The sequence below is a fragment of the Bradyrhizobium sp. Unk1 genome, assembly GCF_059512345.1.
Genome location: NZ_JCAMOP010000017.1, coordinates 120,236 through 137,616, shown reverse-complemented (window position 1 = coordinate 137,616; position 17,381 = coordinate 120,236). Strand labels below are relative to the sequence as shown.

Sequence of the window (17,381 nt, the reverse complement as noted above, 5' to 3'; positions counted from 1 at the left end):
CATCCTAGAGCCATCCCGGTCCCGATGGAACGAGAACCGGCGATGCTCTCAGTCTTTCGTGAAGGCGCGTGAGCCTCAGGCTTCCTTGAAGCGGTAGCCGACGCCGTAGAGCGTCTCGATCATCTCGAACTCGTTGTCGGTCACCTTGAACTTCTTGCGCAGCCGCTTGATGTGGCTGTCGATGGTGCGGTCGTCGACATAGACCTGGTCGTCATAGGCGGCGTCCATCAGCGCGTTGCGGCTCTTCACCACGCCGGGCCGCGTCGCCAGCGCCTGGAGGATCAGGAATTCGGTGACGGTCAGCGTCACCGGCTCGTTCTTCCAGGTGCAGGTGTGCCGTTCGGGGTCCATGCGCAGCAGGCCGCGGTCGAGCGCCTTGGCATCGTTCTCCTTCGGCGCGACGGTCGGGTCCTTCGGCGCCGAGCGGCGCAGCACGGCCTTGACACGCTCGACCAGCAGGCGCTGCGAGAACGGTTTGCGGATGAAGTCGTCGGCGCCCATCTTGAGGCCGAACAGTTCGTCGATCTCTTCGTCCTTGGAGGTCAGGAAGATCACCGGCAGGTCGGACTTCTGCCTGAGACGGCGCAGCGTTTCCATGCCGTCCATGCGCGGCATCTTGATGTCGAGAATGGCAAGATCGGGCTGGGTGGTGCGGAAGCCGTCGAGCGCGGAGGCGCCGTCGGTGTAAGTCATGATGCGGTAGCCTTCGGCCTCCAGCGCGATCGAGACGGATGTGAGAATGTTGCGGTCGTCGTCGACCAAAGCGATTGTGGGCATGAGCCTCTGCTTTCTGCTTTCCGTTTGGGTCGTGGCTTGAAACGGCGAGCAATCCACTGATGCGCCGCATACATGGGTGCCGAAGTCGGCGGTCGAACCTTGTCACCGAGCAATGCAAGCTGGGCTGAAGTGTGACCAAGTTCCACGAAGCGCGGCAGATTCGCCGCGTTTCGACCCATAACCTGACCCCCGTTTACCCGAAAAAAGACCTCCCTTGCAACCACCTGACCCGAGAAAGCCGATGCAACCGACCCCCGATTTCGACCCCGGAACGCTCGCCAAATCGCTGCTCAGGCGCTCGCGCCAGGGGGCGCTGGCAACGCTGATGGCCGGCAGTGGCGATCCCTATTGCTCCCTGGTCAATCTGGCGAGCCACCCCGACGGCTCGCCGATCCTGCTGATCTCGGGCCTCGCCGTGCACACCAGGAACATCCTGGCAGATCACCGGGTCTCCCTGATGCTGGACGAACGCGCGGCCGGCGATCCGCTGGAGGGCGCCCGAATCATGCTGTCCGGCCGGGCGGAACAGGCCGATGCCGACAAGGATCTGCTCCAGCGGCGGTATCTCAATGCCCATCCATCGGCCGAGGCCTTTGTTTCGTTTCAGGATTTCTCTTTCTTCAGAATTCGGCCCACGGGAACCCATCTGGTGGCCGGCTTCGGCCGCATCGTCGATCTCAAGCCCGAGCAGTTCCTGACGGACCTTACCGGCGCCGAGGATCTGCTGGCGGCCGAGGAGGGGGCGGTCGCGCACATGAATGCCGACCACCGCGACGCCATGGGCCTCTATGCAACAAAACTCCTCGGCGCGGCGGAGGGCGACTGGCGCTGCACCGGCTGCGACCCCGAAGGCCTCGACATGCAGGATGGCCAGACTGCGCTGCGGCTGGACTTCCCGGAGCGGGTGACTGACGGCACGGCGCTGCGCAAGATGCTGGTCCGTCTTGCTGGCGAAGCGCGCGCGAAGGTGGACTAGCGCGCAACAATTTGAACGCCGCCCCCCATCGCTGCGACCCAAGACCGTAATGGTTCGAAGTCGGCAGCGAGAGGGTTCATGAGACGCCGTCGTTTGACGCTGGTTGCGGGTTTGGCGCTCGCGATCACCGCATCGCTTGCCACGCCCAGCTTTGCCCAGAAGGGTCTCGCCGCGGAGAGCGCGCGGATCAACGCACTCCGAAGCGCCGGCAAATATTCGGAGGCGCTGCCGCTGGCGCAGGCCATGGTGGCGTCTCTCGAGAAGACCACCAACAATCGTGATCTCGCGGGCGCGCTCAACAACCTCGCGCAGATCTACGCCGATCAGGGTCACGACGACCAGGCCGAGCCGCTCTACAAGCGCGCCATTGCACTGATGGAGAAGGGGACCGGTCTCGACAGCGTCGAGATCGCACCGGTGCTGAACAATCTCGCCGCGCTTTATCAGAGGCAGAGCCGCTTTGCAGAGGCCGAGCCGCTGTTCAAGCGTGCGCTCGCCGTTCGTGAGAAGGCGCTGTCGCGCGAGCATCCCGACGTCGGTCAGTCCCTCAACAATCTCGCCACATACTATGTCAAGCAGCAGCGTCAGGTCGAAGCCGAGCCGTTGTTTCAGCGCGCGCTTGCGATCTACCAGAAGGCCGGTGGCCCCGAGCATCCGGCGGTCGCGACGCTCCTGAACAATCTCGGCCAGCTCGATCGCGACCTCAACCGCGATGCGGATGCCGAGGCGCCGATCAGGCGCTCGCTCGCGATCCGCGAAAAGGTGCTGGGACCGGACCATCCCGACGTCGCGCGCTCGCTGAACAATCTCGCCGGTCTCTACGAGCACCAGCGGCGCTATGCCGATGCGGAGCCGCTGTATCGCCGTGCGCTGTCGATCCGCGAACGTGCGCTCGGTCCCGATCATCCTGATGTCGCGACCTCGACCAGCAATCTCGCTTATTTCCTCTACGTCTCCGGGCGGAACGCCGACGCGCTGCCGCTCGCGGAAAAGACGCTTGCGAGCAATCGCGCGCAGCTGCGCGTCGTGCTGCCGGTTCTGTTCGCCGCGCGAGAGCAATATCTGCTGGCTGACGACAAGGCGCTGGACGAGGCGCTCGCCGCGATCCAGCGCGGCACGCAATCCTCCGCCGCGTCCGCCGTGAACAAGCTGGCCGTGCGCCTTGCTGCCGGCAGCGACCGGCTCGCCGAGCTCGTGCGCCGGGACCAGGATCTTGCGGCCGAGTCCGAGGCGCTCGACAAGGCGATCATCGCCGCGGTGTCGAAGCAATCGGCCCAGCGCGACGTCGCGGCCGAGCAGCGCAGCCGGGTGCGGATCGCGGCGATAGCGAACGAGCGCACGGGCTTGCAGAAGACGCTCGCGGTCGAGTTTCCCGACTACGCGTCGCTCTCCAACCCCCTGCCGCTGGCGGTCAAGGATATCCAGCCCTTGCTGTCGCCCGACGAGGCGATGGTGCTCTACTCCGTCGTCGACAAGCAGAGCTATGTCGTCGCGATCACGCGCGAAGGCGTCGAATGGAAGGAGATTCCTCTCGGCGCGGATGCGCTGACGCAGAAGGTGACTGCCTTCCGCAAGGGGCTCGATGTCGGCAAGGCGCGCGATGCCTCCGGCAAATCAGGATTGTTCGATCTCGGGCTCGCCAACGAGCTCTATGTCGCGCTGCTCGGCCCGGTCGAAGCGCTGACGAAGGACAAGCGCAACCTGCTGGTGGTGCCGTCGGCCGCGCTGACGGCGTTGCCGTTTCATCTGCTCGTCACGGAGACGCCGCAAGCCGCGATCCCGGACACGCTCGAAGGCTATCGCAGCGCCGCCTGGCTGTTGCGGCGTCAGGCGGTGTCGGTGCTGCCCTCGGTGGTCAGCCTGAAATCGCTGCGTGCCGTCGCGCGTCGGGAGCAGGGCGTGAAGCCGATGACCGGCTTTGGCGATCCCGTGTTCAATCCCGCGCTGGAAGGGCCGGCCGATCGTCGCGCGGCAGGCGGCAAGGTCGCCGCACGCAACATTGCAACAATTGCCTATAGCGATTTTTGGCGCGGTGCCGGCGTCGACCGCGCGCGGCTTGCGCAGGCGCTGCCGCAACTGCCGGATACCGCGGACGAGTTGAACGCCGTGGCCAAGGATGTCGGCGCGGCCGAGGCCGACATCCATCTCGGCCGCGATGCCAGCGAAACGACGCTGAAGCGTGCAGCGCTTGCTCAATACAGCATCATCTACTTTGCCACCCACGGTCTCGTCGCCGGCGATATCAAGGGATTGGGCGAGCCCTCGCTTGCGCTCTCCATTCCCGATCGGCCGACCGAGCTGGATGACGGCTTGCTCACGGCAAGTGAAGTCGCTCAGCTCAAGCTCAACGCGGATTGGGTTGTGCTGTCGGCCTGTAACACCATCGCCGGCGACAAGCCCGGCGCCGAGGCCCTGTCGGGACTGGCGCGCTCGTTCTTCTACGCGGGTGCACGCGCGCTGCTGGTTTCGCATTGGGCCGTGGATTCGGAAGCTGCCACCCGCTTGACCATTTCGACTTTCGAACTGCTCAAGAACGAACCAAAAATCGGCCGTGCCGAAGCCTTGCGCCGCGCGATGTTAACGTACGTCGATGACACCTCGTCACCGCGCAACGCCTATCCCGCGATGTGGGGCCCGTTCGCGCTCATCGGCGAAGGCGAGGTACGATAGGACGGCCCTGCGATTGTGCGTCGCAATAACCACAGGAAACGCCGAATTGCGCATTTGGTTGCGCGATCATTCGTATTTTTTTGATGCGCTCGCTCAGAGCTGACATGCGCGACGTTTGGCGCGGTCCTTGAATAAACCAAATCCTGCGGGATCGGCTTGGCAACGCCAGCGTTCACCATTATTACGTCGTTCAACCGAGGCCGGACGGCCTATAATTCACGGTGACCGCGATGGCGCCAAAGCTTGGTCGCGCTGAGTGTCGCGGGTTCTAGGAGGATTTTTCGTGCAAGAGACGGGCGTGCGCAACGGTGCCTTCGGTGCCGACAAATTCGGCTTAAAGAATCTCAAACGGGTTCACTGGAACCTCGGCGCGCCGCAACTCTATCAATACTCGCTTTCCGCGGGCGAGGCGGTGCTGTCGGCAGACGGTTCGCTTTGCGCCGACACCGGTGAGTTCACCGGTCGCAGCCCGAAGGACAAGTTCACGGTGCGTGACGCCACCACCGACAAGAAGATGTGGTGGGCGGGCAACCAGTCGATCACCGCCGAACAGTTCGAGACGCTCTACCAGGACTTCCTCAAGCACGCTGAAGGCAAGAGCCTGTTCGCGCAGGATCTCTATGGCGGCGCCGATCCGGCCTACCGGATCAAGACCCGCGTCTTCACCGAGCTCGCCTGGCACTCGCTGTTCATCCGTACGCTGCTGATCCGCCCCGAGGCGGTCGAGCTGCCGAGCTTCACGCCGGAGCTCACCATCATCGATATGCCGAGCTTCCGCGCCGATCCGAAACGCCACGGCTGCAAGTCGGAGAACGTCGTCGCGATCGATTTCGCCCGCAAGATCGTCCTGATCGGCGGGTCTTATTATGCCGGCGAGATGAAGAAGTCGGTCTTCACCACGCTGAACTATTATCTGCCCGAGCGCGGCGTGATGCCGATGCACTGCTCGGCCAATGTCGGTGCCAATGGCGACACCGCGATCTTCTTCGGGCTATCAGGCACCGGCAAGACCACGCTGTCGGCCGATCCAAACCGCACGCTGATCGGTGACGACGAGCATGGCTGGGGCCCGAACGGCGTCTTCAACTTCGAAGGCGGCTGCTACGCCAAGTGCATCAAGCTCTCGCAGGAAGCCGAGCCCCAGATCTACGCGGCATCGACGCGCTTCGGCGCGGTGCTCGAGAACTGCGTGCTCGACGAGGATACCCGCGTAGTCGATTTCGACGACGGCTCCAAGACCGAGAACACGCGCTCCGCGTATCCGCTCGACTTCATCCCGAATGCTTCGCGCACCGGCCGCGCGCCGCAGCCGAAGAACGTGGTGATGCTCGCCGCCGACGCCTTCGGCGTATTGCCGCCGATCGCAAAACTCTCGCCGGCGCAGGCGATGTATCACTTCCTGTCCGGCTACACCGCCAAGGTCGCCGGCACCGAGCGCGGTCTCGGCAACGAGCCGCAGCCGGAATTCTCGACCTGCTTCGGCTCGCCGTTCCTGCCGCTCGATCCGAGCGTCTACGGCAACATGCTGCGCGACCTGATCGCCCAGCACAATGTCGATTGCTGGCTGGTCAACACCGGCTGGACCGGCGGCAAGTATGGCACAGGCTCGCGCATGCCGATCAAGGTGACGCGCGCGCTGCTCACCGCCGCGCTCGACGGCTCGCTTCGCAACGTCGAATTCCGCACCGACAAATATTTCGGCTTCGCGGTCCCGACCGCGCTGCCAGGCGTGCCGGCCGAGATCCTCAACCCGGTCAACACCTGGAAGGACAAGGACGAGTTCGACAAGACCGCCCGCGCGCTGGTCGGCATGTTCCAGAAGAACTTTGCCAAGTTCGAAGCCCAGGTCGACGCCGAGGTGCGCGCAGCCGCGCCGGACGTGAAGCTCGCGGCGGAGTAATCGCTCGCATCATTCGAAATGCAAAAGGGCGGCCGCGAGGCCGCCCTTTTTGTTTGTGGATCTCCGCCTCTCCCCGCGTGCGGGGAGAGGCCGACGCGCGTAGCGCGGCGGGTGAGGGGACTCTCCGCGAATCCGTCTCTCACCGGGCCCGCGGAAGCGGCCCCTCACCCCAACCCTCTCCCCGTAAGAACGGGGAGAGGGAGAAGAGAGTCACGCCTTGAAATACGCGATTTGCGTGGTGGTCGCGAGCAGCCTGCCGTTCGGCGACCACAGCTCCGCATTCTGATCGGCATAGCTCTTGTGCATGATTTTCGAATCGGCCGTCGCGAGCACGCGCGTGATGTCTTCGGCCGCGAGCTCCTCGCTGTCGGTATGAAAATACGTCGTCAGCGACACCGTGCCGAACGGCACCAGCTCGCGCCTGACGTGGAAGATGCGGCCGAAGAAGGCGTCCGACATCGACATCAGCGACAGCATGTCGAGCTTGCGCGGCGTGCGGTCGCCAATCCAGAGCTTGGAATAGGTGCCAGCGAGCTCGGTCTGCGGTGGGCCAATCCGCATCTCGCCCTCGACGAAGCGGAATTCATACTGGTTGGCCCAGGACGCCGCGATCTTGGGGAAGGGCAGCGTTGCCTCGAACGCCGTGGCGTCCGGATATTGCGCCACCCTGTGCTCCCAGGAGGGCCGGCGCTCGGCGAACACGGCGGTGGCGAGCGTTGCGACCTCTCCGCCGCCCTGCGACAGTTCGACGCTCCAGTGCTGGCTGGAGCGATTGGCCTTCACCAGCCGCACGTCCAGATCGAACGGCCCCTTGGCGATCGGCGCGCAGTAATTGACGGTCAGCGCCAGCGGATCGCCGGCACGCTGTGGATGGTCGATCAGCGCACGCAGGATGGTCGCGGCCGTGGCGCCGCCGAACGGGCCGACAAAGGCCCAGTAGTCGTCGCTGGTATGCCCCTGCCAGCTGGAGTCACCGGCGCTGATGCGGGTGGCGTCGTCGAACGGGTGCGGGAGCTTGGCGTGCATTGTTGGTCCTCGGTGTCTCCCCGTTCGTCATTGCGAGCGAAGCGACTTGTCCGCCGAAGCCTTGGCGAAGGCGGAAGCAATCCAGAGTCCTTCCGCAGAAAAAGTCTGGATTGCTTCGTCGCTGCGCTCCTCGCAATGACGAGCGGTGTGCGCTGACGGTCATCATATGACAGTCGGCACCGTCTTGTTCAATGACGTCGCAGATAATGGAAGTCCGCGCTACGGAAAAATCAACCCGCGACGTCGCGCAGATCCGGCAGCAACGGCGTGGTCGGATTGACCGGCACGTTCCAGATTTCCTCGGCATATTCGCGGATGGTGCGGTCCGAGGAGAACCAGGCCATGCGCGCGACATTGAGGATGGAGGCGCGCGTCCAGGCCGGCGCCACCTGCCAGCGTGCGTCGACGCTGCGCTGCGCTTCGTAATAGGAATCGAAATCGGCGGTGACCATGTAGTGGTCGAGATAGCGCAGCGCGTGCGCGATGGATTCGAAGCGGCCGGGATCGCCGGGCGAGAACTCGCCGGTGCCGATCGCATTGATGGCGCGCTGGAGCTTTGGCGAATTGCGGATCACGTCGGAGGCGTCCAGCCCCTGCTTGCGGCGGATCATCACGTCGCCGGCCTCCATGCCGAAGATCGCGATGTTCTCCGCGCCGACATGGTCGCGGATCTCGATGTTGGCGCCGTCGAGCGTGCCGATGGTGAGGGCGCCGTTCAGCGACAGCTTCATGTTGCCGGTGCCGGAGGCCTCCATGCCGGCGGTCGAGATCTGCTCGGACAGGTCGGCCGCGGGAATGATCACCTCCGCGAGGCTGACATTGTAGTCGGGCAGGAAGACGACCTTGAGCTTGCCGCCGATCGCGGGATCGTTGTTGACGACCTCCGCGACGTCGTTGATCAGCTTGATGATCAATTTTGCGTAGCGGTAGCTCGCCGCCGCCTTGCCGGCGAAGATCTTCACCCGCGGCACCCAATTGCCGTTCGGATCGTCCTTGATCGACTGGTACAGCGCGACCGTCTCGATGACGTTGAGGAGCTGGCGCTTGTATTCGTGAATGCGCTTGATCTGCACGTCGAACAGCGCGGTCGGATCGACCTTGATGCCGAGCCGCTCGCCGATCAGGCGTGCCAGCGCGGTCTTGTTGTGAAGCTTGACGCTGCGGAACTTCTTCTGGAATTCGACGTCACTGGCGCGGGCTTCGATCAGGCTGAGCTGGGTCGGATCGTCGAGCACGGCTTCGCCGCAGGTCTCGCGCAAGAGGTCGGTCAGCTTCGGATTCGCCAGCATCAGCCAGCGGCGGAAGGTGATGCCGTTGGTCTTGTTGGTGATGCGGCCGGGATAGAGATGGTTGAGATCGTGGAACACGGTCTCGCGCATCAGGTCCGAATGCATCGCCGAGACGCCGTTGATGCGGTGCGAGCCGACGAAGGCGAGCTGGCCCATGCGCACGCGGCGTCCGCTCCTCTCGTCGATCAGCGAAACCGAGGCACGGAAATCGATGTCGCCGGGCGCGCGCGCTTCGGCCAGCGCGAGATGCTGCACGTTGATGCGGTAGATGATCTCGAGATGGCGCGGCAACAGCCGTTCGAACAGTTCGACCGGCCAGGTCTCCAGCGCCTCGGGCAACAGCGTGTGGTTGGTGTAGGACAGCGTCGCGACCGTGATCTTCCAGGCCTCGTCCCAGCGGAAATTGTGCAGGTCGACCAGGATGCGCATCAGCTCGGTGACGGCGAGGCTCGGATGCGTGTCGTTGAGCTGGACCGCGACCTTCATCGCGAGGCTGCGAAGCTGGCCGTCGGAGGTCAGGTGGCGATTGACCAGGTCCTGCAGCGAGGCGGAGACGAAGAAATACTCCTGGCGCAGCCGCAGCTCGCGTCCCGCCGGGCTCTCGTCGTTCGGATAGAGGAATTTGCAGATCGCTTCCGCGCGCGACTGCTCGGCGCTGGCGCTGACATAGTCGCCCTTGTTGAAGGCGTCGAGCTTCAACGGATCGGGCGAGCGTGCCGACCACAGGCGGAGCGCGTTGACGTGCTGGCCGCGCCAGCCGACGATCGGCGTGTCATAGGCGATCGCCTGCACGGTCTCGGCCGGATGCCAGATTGCGCGGTCGCGGCCCTTGTCGTCGACATGCTCGACGCCACCGCCGAAATGGACGTGATAGATCACCTCGGGCCGCTGCAATTCCCAGGGATTGCCGAAGCTCAGCCATTCGTCCGGATATTCCTGCTGCCAGCCCTGATTGATGATCTGGCGGAACAGGCCGTAATCGTAGCGGATGCCGTAGCCGATCGCGGGGATCGAGAGCGTGGCCATGCTCTCCATGAAGCAGGCGGCGAGCCGTCCCAGGCCGCCATTGCCGAGCGCGGCATCCGGCTCGCATTTGCGGAGCTCAGGCAGCGACACGCCGAGATCGCCGAGCGCGACCTCGAAGATCTTGAGCAGCCCCATGTTGTTCAGCGCGTCGGTGAAGAGACGGCCGATCAGGAATTCGAGCGAGAGATAATAGACGCGCTTGCGTCCCGCATCGTAGCTGTGCTTCTCGGCCGTGAGCCAGCGATGCACGATGCGGTCGCGCAGCGCGAGCGCTGCGGCCTGGTACCAGTCGTGCTTGGTCGCCATGCCCGCATCCTTGCCGATGGCAAGGCGCAGCTTCGCCAGGATCGCGCCCTTGACGTCAGCCAGCGCGAGCTCGTCGATGGGCTGGCTGGAGGCCGGCAAACTTGGCTGGAACGATTGATCTTGCAAGGCCGTCACTTCCTGGTCGCGAGAACACCACTAACTCTACGCGTCTTGCCACGGCACCGGAACCATCGCTGGCGCGGCTGTGCACTGCGCTGGCGTAAATTTATGCAAGGAACGGGCCGATTTGGGAACCCGGAAGCGTACGGGGAGATGCGGATTCGGTGCTAGATTGAGGGCAGATTCAGCCCTCAGTGTGGAGGAAACGTCCATGAGACTGCTGATCGAAATCGCCGCCGCGGCCTTCCTCGTCATCTGCATCACCGCTTCCAGCGCCGCCTTTGCCGCCGGCAAGCCGGGCCGCAGTGCCGACGGCCTGAGCTGCCGCTTCAGCGTTCCGGAAAGTGTGTCTCCCGCGGTGCGCTGCGCCGCCATCAAGCGCTAGTGCGGCGGCAAGTTCTACGCGAATGCGTGCGGGGACAGGCTGGTGTCGGCGGCGAATTGAGGAGCGGGCCGCTGGCTTCGCTGTGCGCTATCTGATCACGCCCGACGTGAAGCCCGCCTTGCGGCGCGGCGGTTTGATTTCCTTTTTCAGGAAGCAGCGCGCTTCACGCCCGGTGTAGCCGGGACGGGAATAGGTGAAGGCGCGGCACTTGTTGTCGGCGGTGCAGGCGGCCTTGCAGGCCTCTTCGCCTTCGCCGTCCTTGATCTCGAAATTGCGCAAGTCGCCGCCGGGGCGGTCGATCGACGTTTCAACGCCTTCGATCCGCGGCTCGATCACGCCGGCGCCACGCACGCCGGAGATGCAGCAGCTGCCCGGGACGCGCGGCGGCACCGTGTTCTTGAGCCAGCACACTGCCGAGCCGCCTTCGACGTCGGGATAATTGAAGCTCCAGGAGCGGCAGCGGCGGTCGCGCTCGCAGAGCAGCGCACAATCCTCGGGGTCACCTGACGTCACCGGCGAGCTGAAATAGTCGCCGCCGGGCCGGTCGAACGCCGTCTGGGCGCGCGCAGGCACGCTCGCAAACACGAGCAAAAGCAACGTGGCGCAGGCCACGACGTTTGCCATGACGGCCCCACGCAGGCGGCCCTTCCCCATCGGAACAGCTTTCGAGTTATTGACGGCGCTCAGGTTTTTTCAGCCGGTCATTTGATCGCCGCAAACCTGTATGGGCGATGAACGGCTCCGGTCCTGGTCGTCGGCCTCTGGCCTAGAACGCGTATTCCGCGTAGGCCGGTTCCACGGAGCCGTTCCAGGCGCCGTTGAACTTCTCCAGCATCTCCTCGGCCGGCGTCCGGCCGGAATCGATGATGCGATCGAGCGGCTCCAGATGCCGGGTCTCGTCGCGGCCGAGCTGGTCGATCCGGCCGCGGCGGCGCAGGCCGGCATGGGCCAGAACGAGGCATTCCTTGGCGATCTCGAACAGATAGCGGTCCTTGATCCGCGCCTTGAAGCCGAACCGCGGCACGTCGTCGCGCAGGGCCTGGCGCTCATGCGCGGTCCAGTGCTTCACGAGGTCCCAGGCGGCATCGAGCGACACATCGTCGTAGAGCAGCCCGGCCCAGAACGCCGACAGCGCCGGCAGGCGGCCCCACGGGCCACCATCGGAGCCGCGCATCTCGAGATAGCGCTTGAGGCGCACTTCCGGGAAGATCGTCGAAAGATGATTGGCCCAGTCCGACAGCGTCGGACGTTCGCCGGGCAGATTGTTGTTGCGGCCGTCGAAGAAGGCGCGGAACGAGGAGCCCGAGACGTCGATGTAATCCTCGTCGCGCTTGACGAAATACATCGGCACGTCGAGCGCGTAGTCGACATAGCGCTCGAAACCCATGCCGTCCTCGAATGCCCACGGCATCATGCCCGAACGCGCATTGTCGGTGTCGCGCCAGATCTCGGAGCGGAACGACAGGAAGCCGTTCGGCTTGCCCTCGGTGAACGGCGAATTGGCAAACAGCGCGGTCGCGACCGGCTGCAGCGCGAGCGAGACGCGCAGCTTCTTGACCATGTCGGCTTCGGAGGAGAAGTCGAGATTGGTCTGCACCGTGCAGGTCCGGTACATCATGTCGAGGCCGTATTGGCCGACCTTCGGCATGTAATTGGTCATGATCTTGTAGCGGCCCTTGGGCATCACCGGGATGTCGGCGCGCGACCAGGACGGCGTCATGCCGAGCCCGAGGAAGCCGATGCCGAGCGGAGTCGCGATCTCGCGCACCTGCGCCAGATGCGCCATCAGCTCGCTCTGGGTCTGATGCACGTTCTCGACCGGCGCGCCGGAGAGTTCGAACTGTCCGCCGGGCTCGAGCGAGATGGCGCCGCCGCCGGTGACGTCGTAGAGGCCAATGATGTTGCCCTTCTCCATGATCGGCTCCCAGCCGAGCAGGAGCTTCATGCCTTCGAGCAGCGCGCCGATGCCCCGCGCACCCTCGTAAGGCACCGGACGGTGGCCTTCGAGCGTGAACGGCGTCTTCTCGTGCTCAGTGCCCATGCGGAATTCGGACGGGTCCTTGCAGCCGGCCTCGAACCACGCGACGAGTTCGTCGCGCGATTGCAGCGGCGTCATATCGATCTGGTCTCGCGCCATATCAAACTCTAATCAAAAAGGGCGCTTCGATCGAAGGCGCGCGGGTGACGGGGTGGTCCGCGAACCCAGGGGGTGCACGGACGAGCTGGTGTGCCGCACGATCATCGCGACGGCGTGGTTTCGTTGACGTGGACGGGCGGCAGTTTCATCTCGCCGCACGAGCAGCCGAGACGGTCGAGCAGACCGCTGAGCTTGACGGCATCCGCATCGGACAGTTTCGAGCCGACATACTTTTCGATCGCGGCCGAATAGGCGCCCCACATCCGCTTCTGCAACTCGCGGCCGGCTTCCGTGATCTCCACGAACTGGCCGCGCTTGTCGATCTTGCATTCGCGCCGGGAGGCGAGTCCCTCGTCGACCAGGCGGTCGATCAGGCGCGAGGTGGAGTATTGCGGGATCAGCATCTGCCGCTCGAGTTCCACCGGCCGCAGCTCACCCGAGGGCGCTCGCGACAATTCGAGCAGCGCGTCGTACCATGCCAGCGGCGGGAATCCCGCCTTCTTCAAGTCCTGCTCGACGCAATCGAGCACGCGGCTCTGCACCCGCATCAGGCGGATCCAGGCGGAAGTAGCCTCGGTCGATGGTTTGCGTTTCATGGTCCCGCTCAAGCTCGTCGCCCGTCTCTTACCCTACTCGATGCACCTGCATCAATCTTGACTATTGGATGCAGGCGCATGTAGTCGTTCTTTCGCCCTAACCAAGCGTCAAGAGGAGGAAATTCCATGAAACTCTATTACACGCCCGGCGCCTGCTCCCTGTCTCCCCACATCGCGCTCCTGGAAGCCGGCCTGCCCTATGAGCTGGTCAAGGTCGATATCCGGGCCAAGAAGCTCGAAAATGGTGAGGATTATCTGAAGCTGAACCCGAAGGGCCAGGTCCCTGCGCTCGGCCTCGACAGCGGCGAGATCGTGACCGAAGGCCCGGTCATTGTCCAGATGATCGCGGACCAGGCCGCCGCAAAGGCGCTGGCGCCCGCCCACGGCAGTTCCGAGCGCTACAAGCTGCTGGAGTGGCTGAACTTCCTCACCTCGGAGGTGCACAAGAGCTTCGGCCCGCTGTTCGCGCCGGCGCTGAACGACGAGGCCAAGGCCTTCTTCAAGGACCGCGTCATGGGCAAGCTGACATACATCGACAGCCAGCTCGCCGGCCGCGACTACCTCATGGGAAAGCAGTTCACGGTGGCCGATGGCTATCTCTTCACGATGCTGACCTGGGGCGACCGGATGAAGTTCGACCTCTCGGCCATGCCGAACCTGACCGCCTACAAGGCTCGCGTCGCAGCGCGGCCGCAGGTGCAGGAGGCGCTGAAGAAGGAAGGCCTTGCGCAGGCGAGGTAAGCGCATCGCAACGTGCAACACGCGATAGGCCGGATCGACGATCCGGCCCCTTCGTATTCTGCCCCGAGCGGGGTGGGTGCGAACCCATCTCGCCGGATCATCGTACCTATCATTAGACTTATGAACTACTGTTCGCCAAATGTAAGTAGTGCTGTCTTGTCAGTACCCGTAAAGCGCGCGAGCTTGGCGGAATTGTTAGAGGATTGTTTGTACTTTCATCGGAGTTGAACTTGACGATTGCCTTGGTCCTGATCGTCGCAAGTGCTTTGGTGGGAATAGCGACAGGTTATGTTTTCAGGATCTGGGCGCTGATATTGATTGCGCCGGCGATCGCAGTTTTCTCGGCAATCATTCTTCGCGTTTACGAATTCGGAATGATGGCGGGTGTGACCGTCATCGCCATCTGTCTTGCCGCCTGCCAGCTCGCCTACTTCGCGGCGGCCTACCTGCTGCACGCGCGGGGGGTCTCAGCCCATGACGAAGTCGACGGCGAGCCAGGCGAGGGAAGCCAGCATAAAATCCGCCGCCAGCACAAGTAACGCCAAAGCGGCCCAAAGCATCGGTCCCTTGCGGCGCAGGCGCGCCGGCTTCTGTTGCGGGGAGAGGCGGGGAGTGGCGGGTTCAACAGCATACTTCGCGGTGAGATCGCGACCGAGCGCGGTCTTCCGCAGCACCAAAGAGTTCATCAAGGATACTTTCTTATTTTGTCTTCAACCTGCCGATGGCTCGGCAAGTGTCCCGACCGGGTTCGTGGCCCTGACCCAGAGCAAGACTAGTGCCAGGGCCGAGCAAAAGAACGGCGCAGCTTTGACACGCCTATGACAATTGCGCGACGCTGCGGCAGCAGGGACTCTGGCACGGTTCCTACGCGAATTCTGTGACTGGTTCCACAAGCCGGGAACAAATCTGACGCAACCGTGATGATGTCTCCCCAAACAAAAAGGCCGGATCGACGATCCGGCCTTTCGGTTCCTGGATGCGTAGCCCGGATGGAGCGAAGCGTAATCCGGGGTCTTTGCATCTGGTGAGATCGTCCCGGATTTCGCTGCGCTCCATCCGGGCTACGAAGAAAGCGGTCAGGCCGCAGCCTTCTTCGGCGCGAATCGGCCGTAGAAGGTTTCTCCCTTGGCAGCCATCTCCTCGAGAAGCTTCGGCGGGGTGAAGCGCGAGCCGTACTTCGCCTCCAGCTTGTGGCAGAGCTCGACGAATTTCTTCGTTCCCATGAAGTCGATGTAGGACAGCGTGCCGCCGGTGAACGGCGCGAAGCCGAAGCCGAGGATCGAGCCGACATCCGCCTCGCGCGGGTCGGTGATGACGTGGTCTTCGACCGTGCGCGCGGCTTCCACCGCCTGCACCACCAGGAAACGCTGCTTCAGCTCTTCGATGTCGAGCGTATCGGGGTCGAGCTGCTTCGGCTGGAGCGCCGACAGCCCCGGCCACAGGCTCTTCTGGCCCTTGCCCTTCTCGGGGTAGTCGTAGAAGCCCTTGCTGTTCTTGCGGCCGAGACGGCCCTGCTTCTCGACCATCTCCACCATCAGCTTCTTCTGATCGGGATTGATGGCGTTCGGTCCGAGATCGGCTTCCGTCGCCTTCATGATCTTGAGGCCGAGGTCGAGTGCGACTTCGTCCGAGAGCGAGAGCGGGCCGACCGGCATGCCGGCCAACTTGGCGCAGTTCTCGATCATCGCAGGCGGCACGCCTTCCAGGAACATCTCGTTGCCTTCGGCGACGTAGCGGCCGACGCAGCGGTTGGCGAAGAAGCCGCGGCTGTCGTTGACGACGATCGGCGTCTTGCCGATCTGCCGGACGTAGTCGAGCGCGGTCGCGAGTGCGACATCGCCGGTGTTTCTGCCTTTGATGATCTCGACCAGCATCATCTTCTCGACCGGCGAGAAGAAGTGGATGCCGACGAATTTGCCCTGGTCCTTGAAACCTTCGGCCAGCGAGGTGATCGGCAGCGTCGACGTGTTCGACGCGAAGATCACGTCCGGCTTCAGATATTCCTGCGCCTTGGCGAAGGTCTCGGCCTTGACCTTGCGGTCCTCGAACACGGCCTCGATAACGAGGTCGACGTCCTTCAGCGCAGCGTAGTCCGCAGTCGGCGTAATGCGCGCGAGCAGCGCATCGGCGTCACCGGGCTTGGCGCGGCCCTTCTTGATCTGCTCCTCGATCACCTTCTGCGCATGCGCCTTGCCCTTGTCGGCACTCTCCTGGTCGCGGTCGATCAGGACGACGTCGAGGCCGGCACGGGCCGAGACGTAGCCGACGCTCGCACCCATGAAGCCGGCGCCGATCACCGCGATCTTCTTCACCTGGGTCGGGGCTACGTCCTTCGGACGGCGCGCGCCCTTGTTCAGCTCCTGCATCGACAGGAACAGGCTGCGGATCATCGCGGCCGCTTCCTTCGAACGCAGCACCGAGGTGAAGTAGCGCGACTCGACGCGCAGTGCCGCGTCGATCGGCAGCTGCAGGCCTTCATAGACGCAGCTCATGATCGCACGCGCGGCGGGATAATTGTCGTAGGTCTCGCGGCGATAGATCGCGTTGCCCGCCGGGAACATCATCATGCCGGCCTTGGAGAACACCGGACCGCCCGGCGGCTTGAAGCCCTTCTCGTCCCAGGGCGCGACGGCCTTGCCGCCGCCCTTGATCCAGTCTTTCGCTGCCTTGACGAGATCAGCCGCAGGGACGATGGCGTGAATGAGATTCAGCGCCTTGGCTTTCTCGACCGTGACCGGATCGCCCTTGAGCAGGATCGTCATCGCGTCCTGCGGCGGTACCAGGCGCGGCACGCGCTGCGTGCCGCCGGCGCCGGGGAACAGGCCGACCTTGACCTCGGGCAGGCCGAGGCGCGTCTTGGGATTTTCCGCCGCCACGCGGTAGTGGCAGCACAGCGTGATCTCGAAACCGCCGCCGAGCGCGAGGCCGTTGATCGCGGCCGCCCACGGCTTGCCGGAGGTCTCGATCGAGCGCAGCACCTGCGAGAAGCGCCGGCTCTGGTCGAACAGCATCTGGTTCGCGGCGGTCTCGTCCTGCTCCTTCAGGACCTTGGCGTAGGCCTGGTTCATGCCCTCGAGCATCGACAAATCGGCGCCGGCGCAGAACGCTTCCTTGGCGGAGGTGATGACGACGCCCTTCACCGCGGCGTCGGCCGTGGTTTCCTTGACGATCGCATCGAGCTCACTGGTCGAGGTCTCGTCGAGCACGTTCATCGAACGACCCGGGATGTCCCAGGTGACGAGCGCGATGCCGTCGGAATCGGTTTCAACCTTGAAGTTCTTGTAAGCCATGTTGGTTGCTCCTCGGTGCCGCAGCCGATCTCAGGCGCGGCGGTTGACTTGAGATCTCGTCTTACCCTCTCCCCTTGTGGGAGAGGGTCCGAGCGAAGCGAGGGGGTGAGGGGTCTGCATCCGCGGAGACAGACCCCTCACC

General features: G+C 64.0%; 13 protein-coding genes. 6 read left to right on the top strand and 7 right to left on the bottom strand.

What is annotated here, in order from left to right; translation table 11 throughout:
* Positions 1-75: 75 nt before the first annotated feature.
* Positions 76-777: a response regulator transcription factor gene (locus AC5ZFO_RS22920; protein WP_038952081.1), complete on the bottom strand. Its 702-nt coding sequence runs from the start codon at positions 775-777 to the stop codon at positions 76-78.
* 241 nt (positions 778-1,018) lie between these two features.
* Between AC5ZFO_RS22920 and AC5ZFO_RS22915 the strand changes: the two genes are divergently transcribed.
* The 3 genes from AC5ZFO_RS22915 to AC5ZFO_RS22905 all read left to right on the top strand — a co-directional run bounded on the left by AC5ZFO_RS22915 (position 1,019) and on the right by AC5ZFO_RS22905 (position 6,323).
* Positions 1,019-1,753, top strand: a complete 735-nt coding sequence (locus AC5ZFO_RS22915) for a HugZ family pyridoxamine 5'-phosphate oxidase (RefSeq protein WP_496122570.1) — start codon at positions 1,019-1,021, stop codon at positions 1,751-1,753.
* A gap of 78 nt (positions 1,754-1,831) precedes the next feature.
* Positions 1,832-4,423: a CHAT domain-containing tetratricopeptide repeat protein gene (locus AC5ZFO_RS22910; RefSeq protein WP_282520394.1), complete on the top strand. Its 2,592-nt coding sequence runs from the start codon at positions 1,832-1,834 to the stop codon at positions 4,421-4,423.
* A 283-nt stretch (positions 4,424-4,706) separates the two neighbouring features.
* Complete coding sequence (locus tag AC5ZFO_RS22905) at positions 4,707-6,323, top strand: phosphoenolpyruvate carboxykinase (protein ID WP_166345764.1); 1,617 nt, start codon at positions 4,707-4,709, stop codon at positions 6,321-6,323.
* Positions 6,324-6,533: 210 nt separating this feature from the next.
* On the opposite strand, the gene AC5ZFO_RS22900 is transcribed toward AC5ZFO_RS22905, so the two are convergent.
* Positions 6,534-7,349, bottom strand: a complete 816-nt coding sequence (locus AC5ZFO_RS22900) for an acyl-CoA thioesterase (protein ID WP_496122569.1) — start codon at positions 7,347-7,349, stop codon at positions 6,534-6,536.
* Positions 7,350-7,579: 230 nt separating this feature from the next.
* A complete protein-coding gene (locus tag AC5ZFO_RS22895; protein WP_496122568.1) occupies positions 7,580-10,096 on the bottom strand; it encodes a glycogen/starch/alpha-glucan phosphorylase in 2,517 nt (838 codons plus the stop codon).
* A gap of 205 nt (positions 10,097-10,301) precedes the next feature.
* Between AC5ZFO_RS22895 and AC5ZFO_RS22890 the strand changes: the two genes are divergently transcribed.
* Positions 10,302-10,475: a hypothetical protein gene (locus AC5ZFO_RS22890; RefSeq protein ID WP_496122567.1), complete on the top strand. Its 174-nt coding sequence runs from the start codon at positions 10,302-10,304 to the stop codon at positions 10,473-10,475.
* An 87-nt stretch (positions 10,476-10,562) separates the two neighbouring features.
* On the opposite strand, the gene AC5ZFO_RS22885 is transcribed toward AC5ZFO_RS22890, so the two are convergent.
* The 3 genes from AC5ZFO_RS22885 to AC5ZFO_RS22875 all read right to left on the bottom strand — a co-directional run bounded on the left by AC5ZFO_RS22885 (position 10,563) and on the right by AC5ZFO_RS22875 (position 13,208).
* Positions 10,563-11,129, bottom strand: a complete 567-nt coding sequence (locus AC5ZFO_RS22885) for a PAN domain-containing protein (RefSeq protein ID WP_496122566.1) — start codon at positions 11,127-11,129, stop codon at positions 10,563-10,565.
* 112 nt (positions 11,130-11,241) lie between these two features.
* Complete coding sequence (locus tag AC5ZFO_RS22880) at positions 11,242-12,612, bottom strand: glutamate--cysteine ligase (RefSeq protein ID WP_038933719.1); 1,371 nt, start codon at positions 12,610-12,612, stop codon at positions 11,242-11,244.
* Positions 12,613-12,713: 101 nt separating this feature from the next.
* A complete protein-coding gene (locus AC5ZFO_RS22875; protein WP_014498535.1) occupies positions 12,714-13,208 on the bottom strand; it encodes a MarR family winged helix-turn-helix transcriptional regulator in 495 nt (164 codons plus the stop codon).
* Between the two features lie 126 nt (positions 13,209-13,334).
* On the opposite strand from AC5ZFO_RS22875, the gene gstA reads away from it, so the two are divergent.
* Positions 13,335-13,949 carry a glutathione transferase GstA gene (gene gstA / locus AC5ZFO_RS22870; protein WP_282520399.1) on the top strand — a complete coding sequence of 205 codons (615 nt, stop codon included), beginning with the start codon at positions 13,335-13,337 and terminating at the stop codon, positions 13,947-13,949.
* Between the two features lie 230 nt (positions 13,950-14,179).
* Positions 14,180-14,488: a hypothetical protein gene (locus tag AC5ZFO_RS22865; protein WP_166345746.1), complete on the top strand. Its 309-nt coding sequence runs from the start codon at positions 14,180-14,182 to the stop codon at positions 14,486-14,488.
* 537 nt (positions 14,489-15,025) lie between these two features.
* On the opposite strand, the gene AC5ZFO_RS22860 is transcribed toward AC5ZFO_RS22865, so the two are convergent.
* Positions 15,026-17,239 carry an FAD-dependent oxidoreductase gene (locus AC5ZFO_RS22860; RefSeq protein WP_496122565.1) on the bottom strand — a complete coding sequence of 738 codons (2,214 nt, stop codon included), beginning with the start codon at positions 17,237-17,239 and terminating at the stop codon, positions 15,026-15,028.
* Positions 17,240-17,381 lie beyond the last annotated feature (142 nt).

What these genes read in the sequence shown, in the direction of transcription:
- AC5ZFO_RS22920 (WP_038952081.1), bottom strand. Translation starts at nt 777, where the DNA reads ATGCCCACAATCGCTTTGGTCGACGACGACCGCAACATTCTCACATCC.
- AC5ZFO_RS22880 (WP_038933719.1), bottom strand. Translation starts at nt 12,612, where the DNA reads ATGGCGCGAGACCAGATCGATATGACGCCGCTGCAATCGCGCGACGAA.
- AC5ZFO_RS22890 (WP_496122567.1), top strand. Translation starts at nt 10,302, where the DNA reads ATGAGACTGCTGATCGAAATCGCCGCCGCGGCCTTCCTCGTCATCTGC.
- AC5ZFO_RS22875 (WP_014498535.1), bottom strand. Translation starts at nt 13,208, where the DNA reads ATGAAACGCAAACCATCGACCGAGGCTACTTCCGCCTGGATCCGCCTG.
- AC5ZFO_RS22910 (WP_282520394.1), top strand. Translation starts at nt 1,832, where the DNA reads ATGAGACGCCGTCGTTTGACGCTGGTTGCGGGTTTGGCGCTCGCGATC.
- AC5ZFO_RS22860 (WP_496122565.1), bottom strand. Translation starts at nt 17,239, where the DNA reads ATGGCTTACAAGAACTTCAAGGTTGAAACCGATTCCGACGGCATCGCG.
- gstA (WP_282520399.1), top strand. Translation starts at nt 13,335, where the DNA reads ATGAAACTCTATTACACGCCCGGCGCCTGCTCCCTGTCTCCCCACATC.
- AC5ZFO_RS22900 (WP_496122569.1), bottom strand. Translation starts at nt 7,349, where the DNA reads ATGCACGCCAAGCTCCCGCACCCGTTCGACGACGCCACCCGCATCAGC.
- AC5ZFO_RS22885 (WP_496122566.1), bottom strand. Translation starts at nt 11,129, where the DNA reads ATGGGGAAGGGCCGCCTGCGTGGGGCCGTCATGGCAAACGTCGTGGCC.
- AC5ZFO_RS22915 (WP_496122570.1), top strand. Translation starts at nt 1,019, where the DNA reads ATGCAACCGACCCCCGATTTCGACCCCGGAACGCTCGCCAAATCGCTG.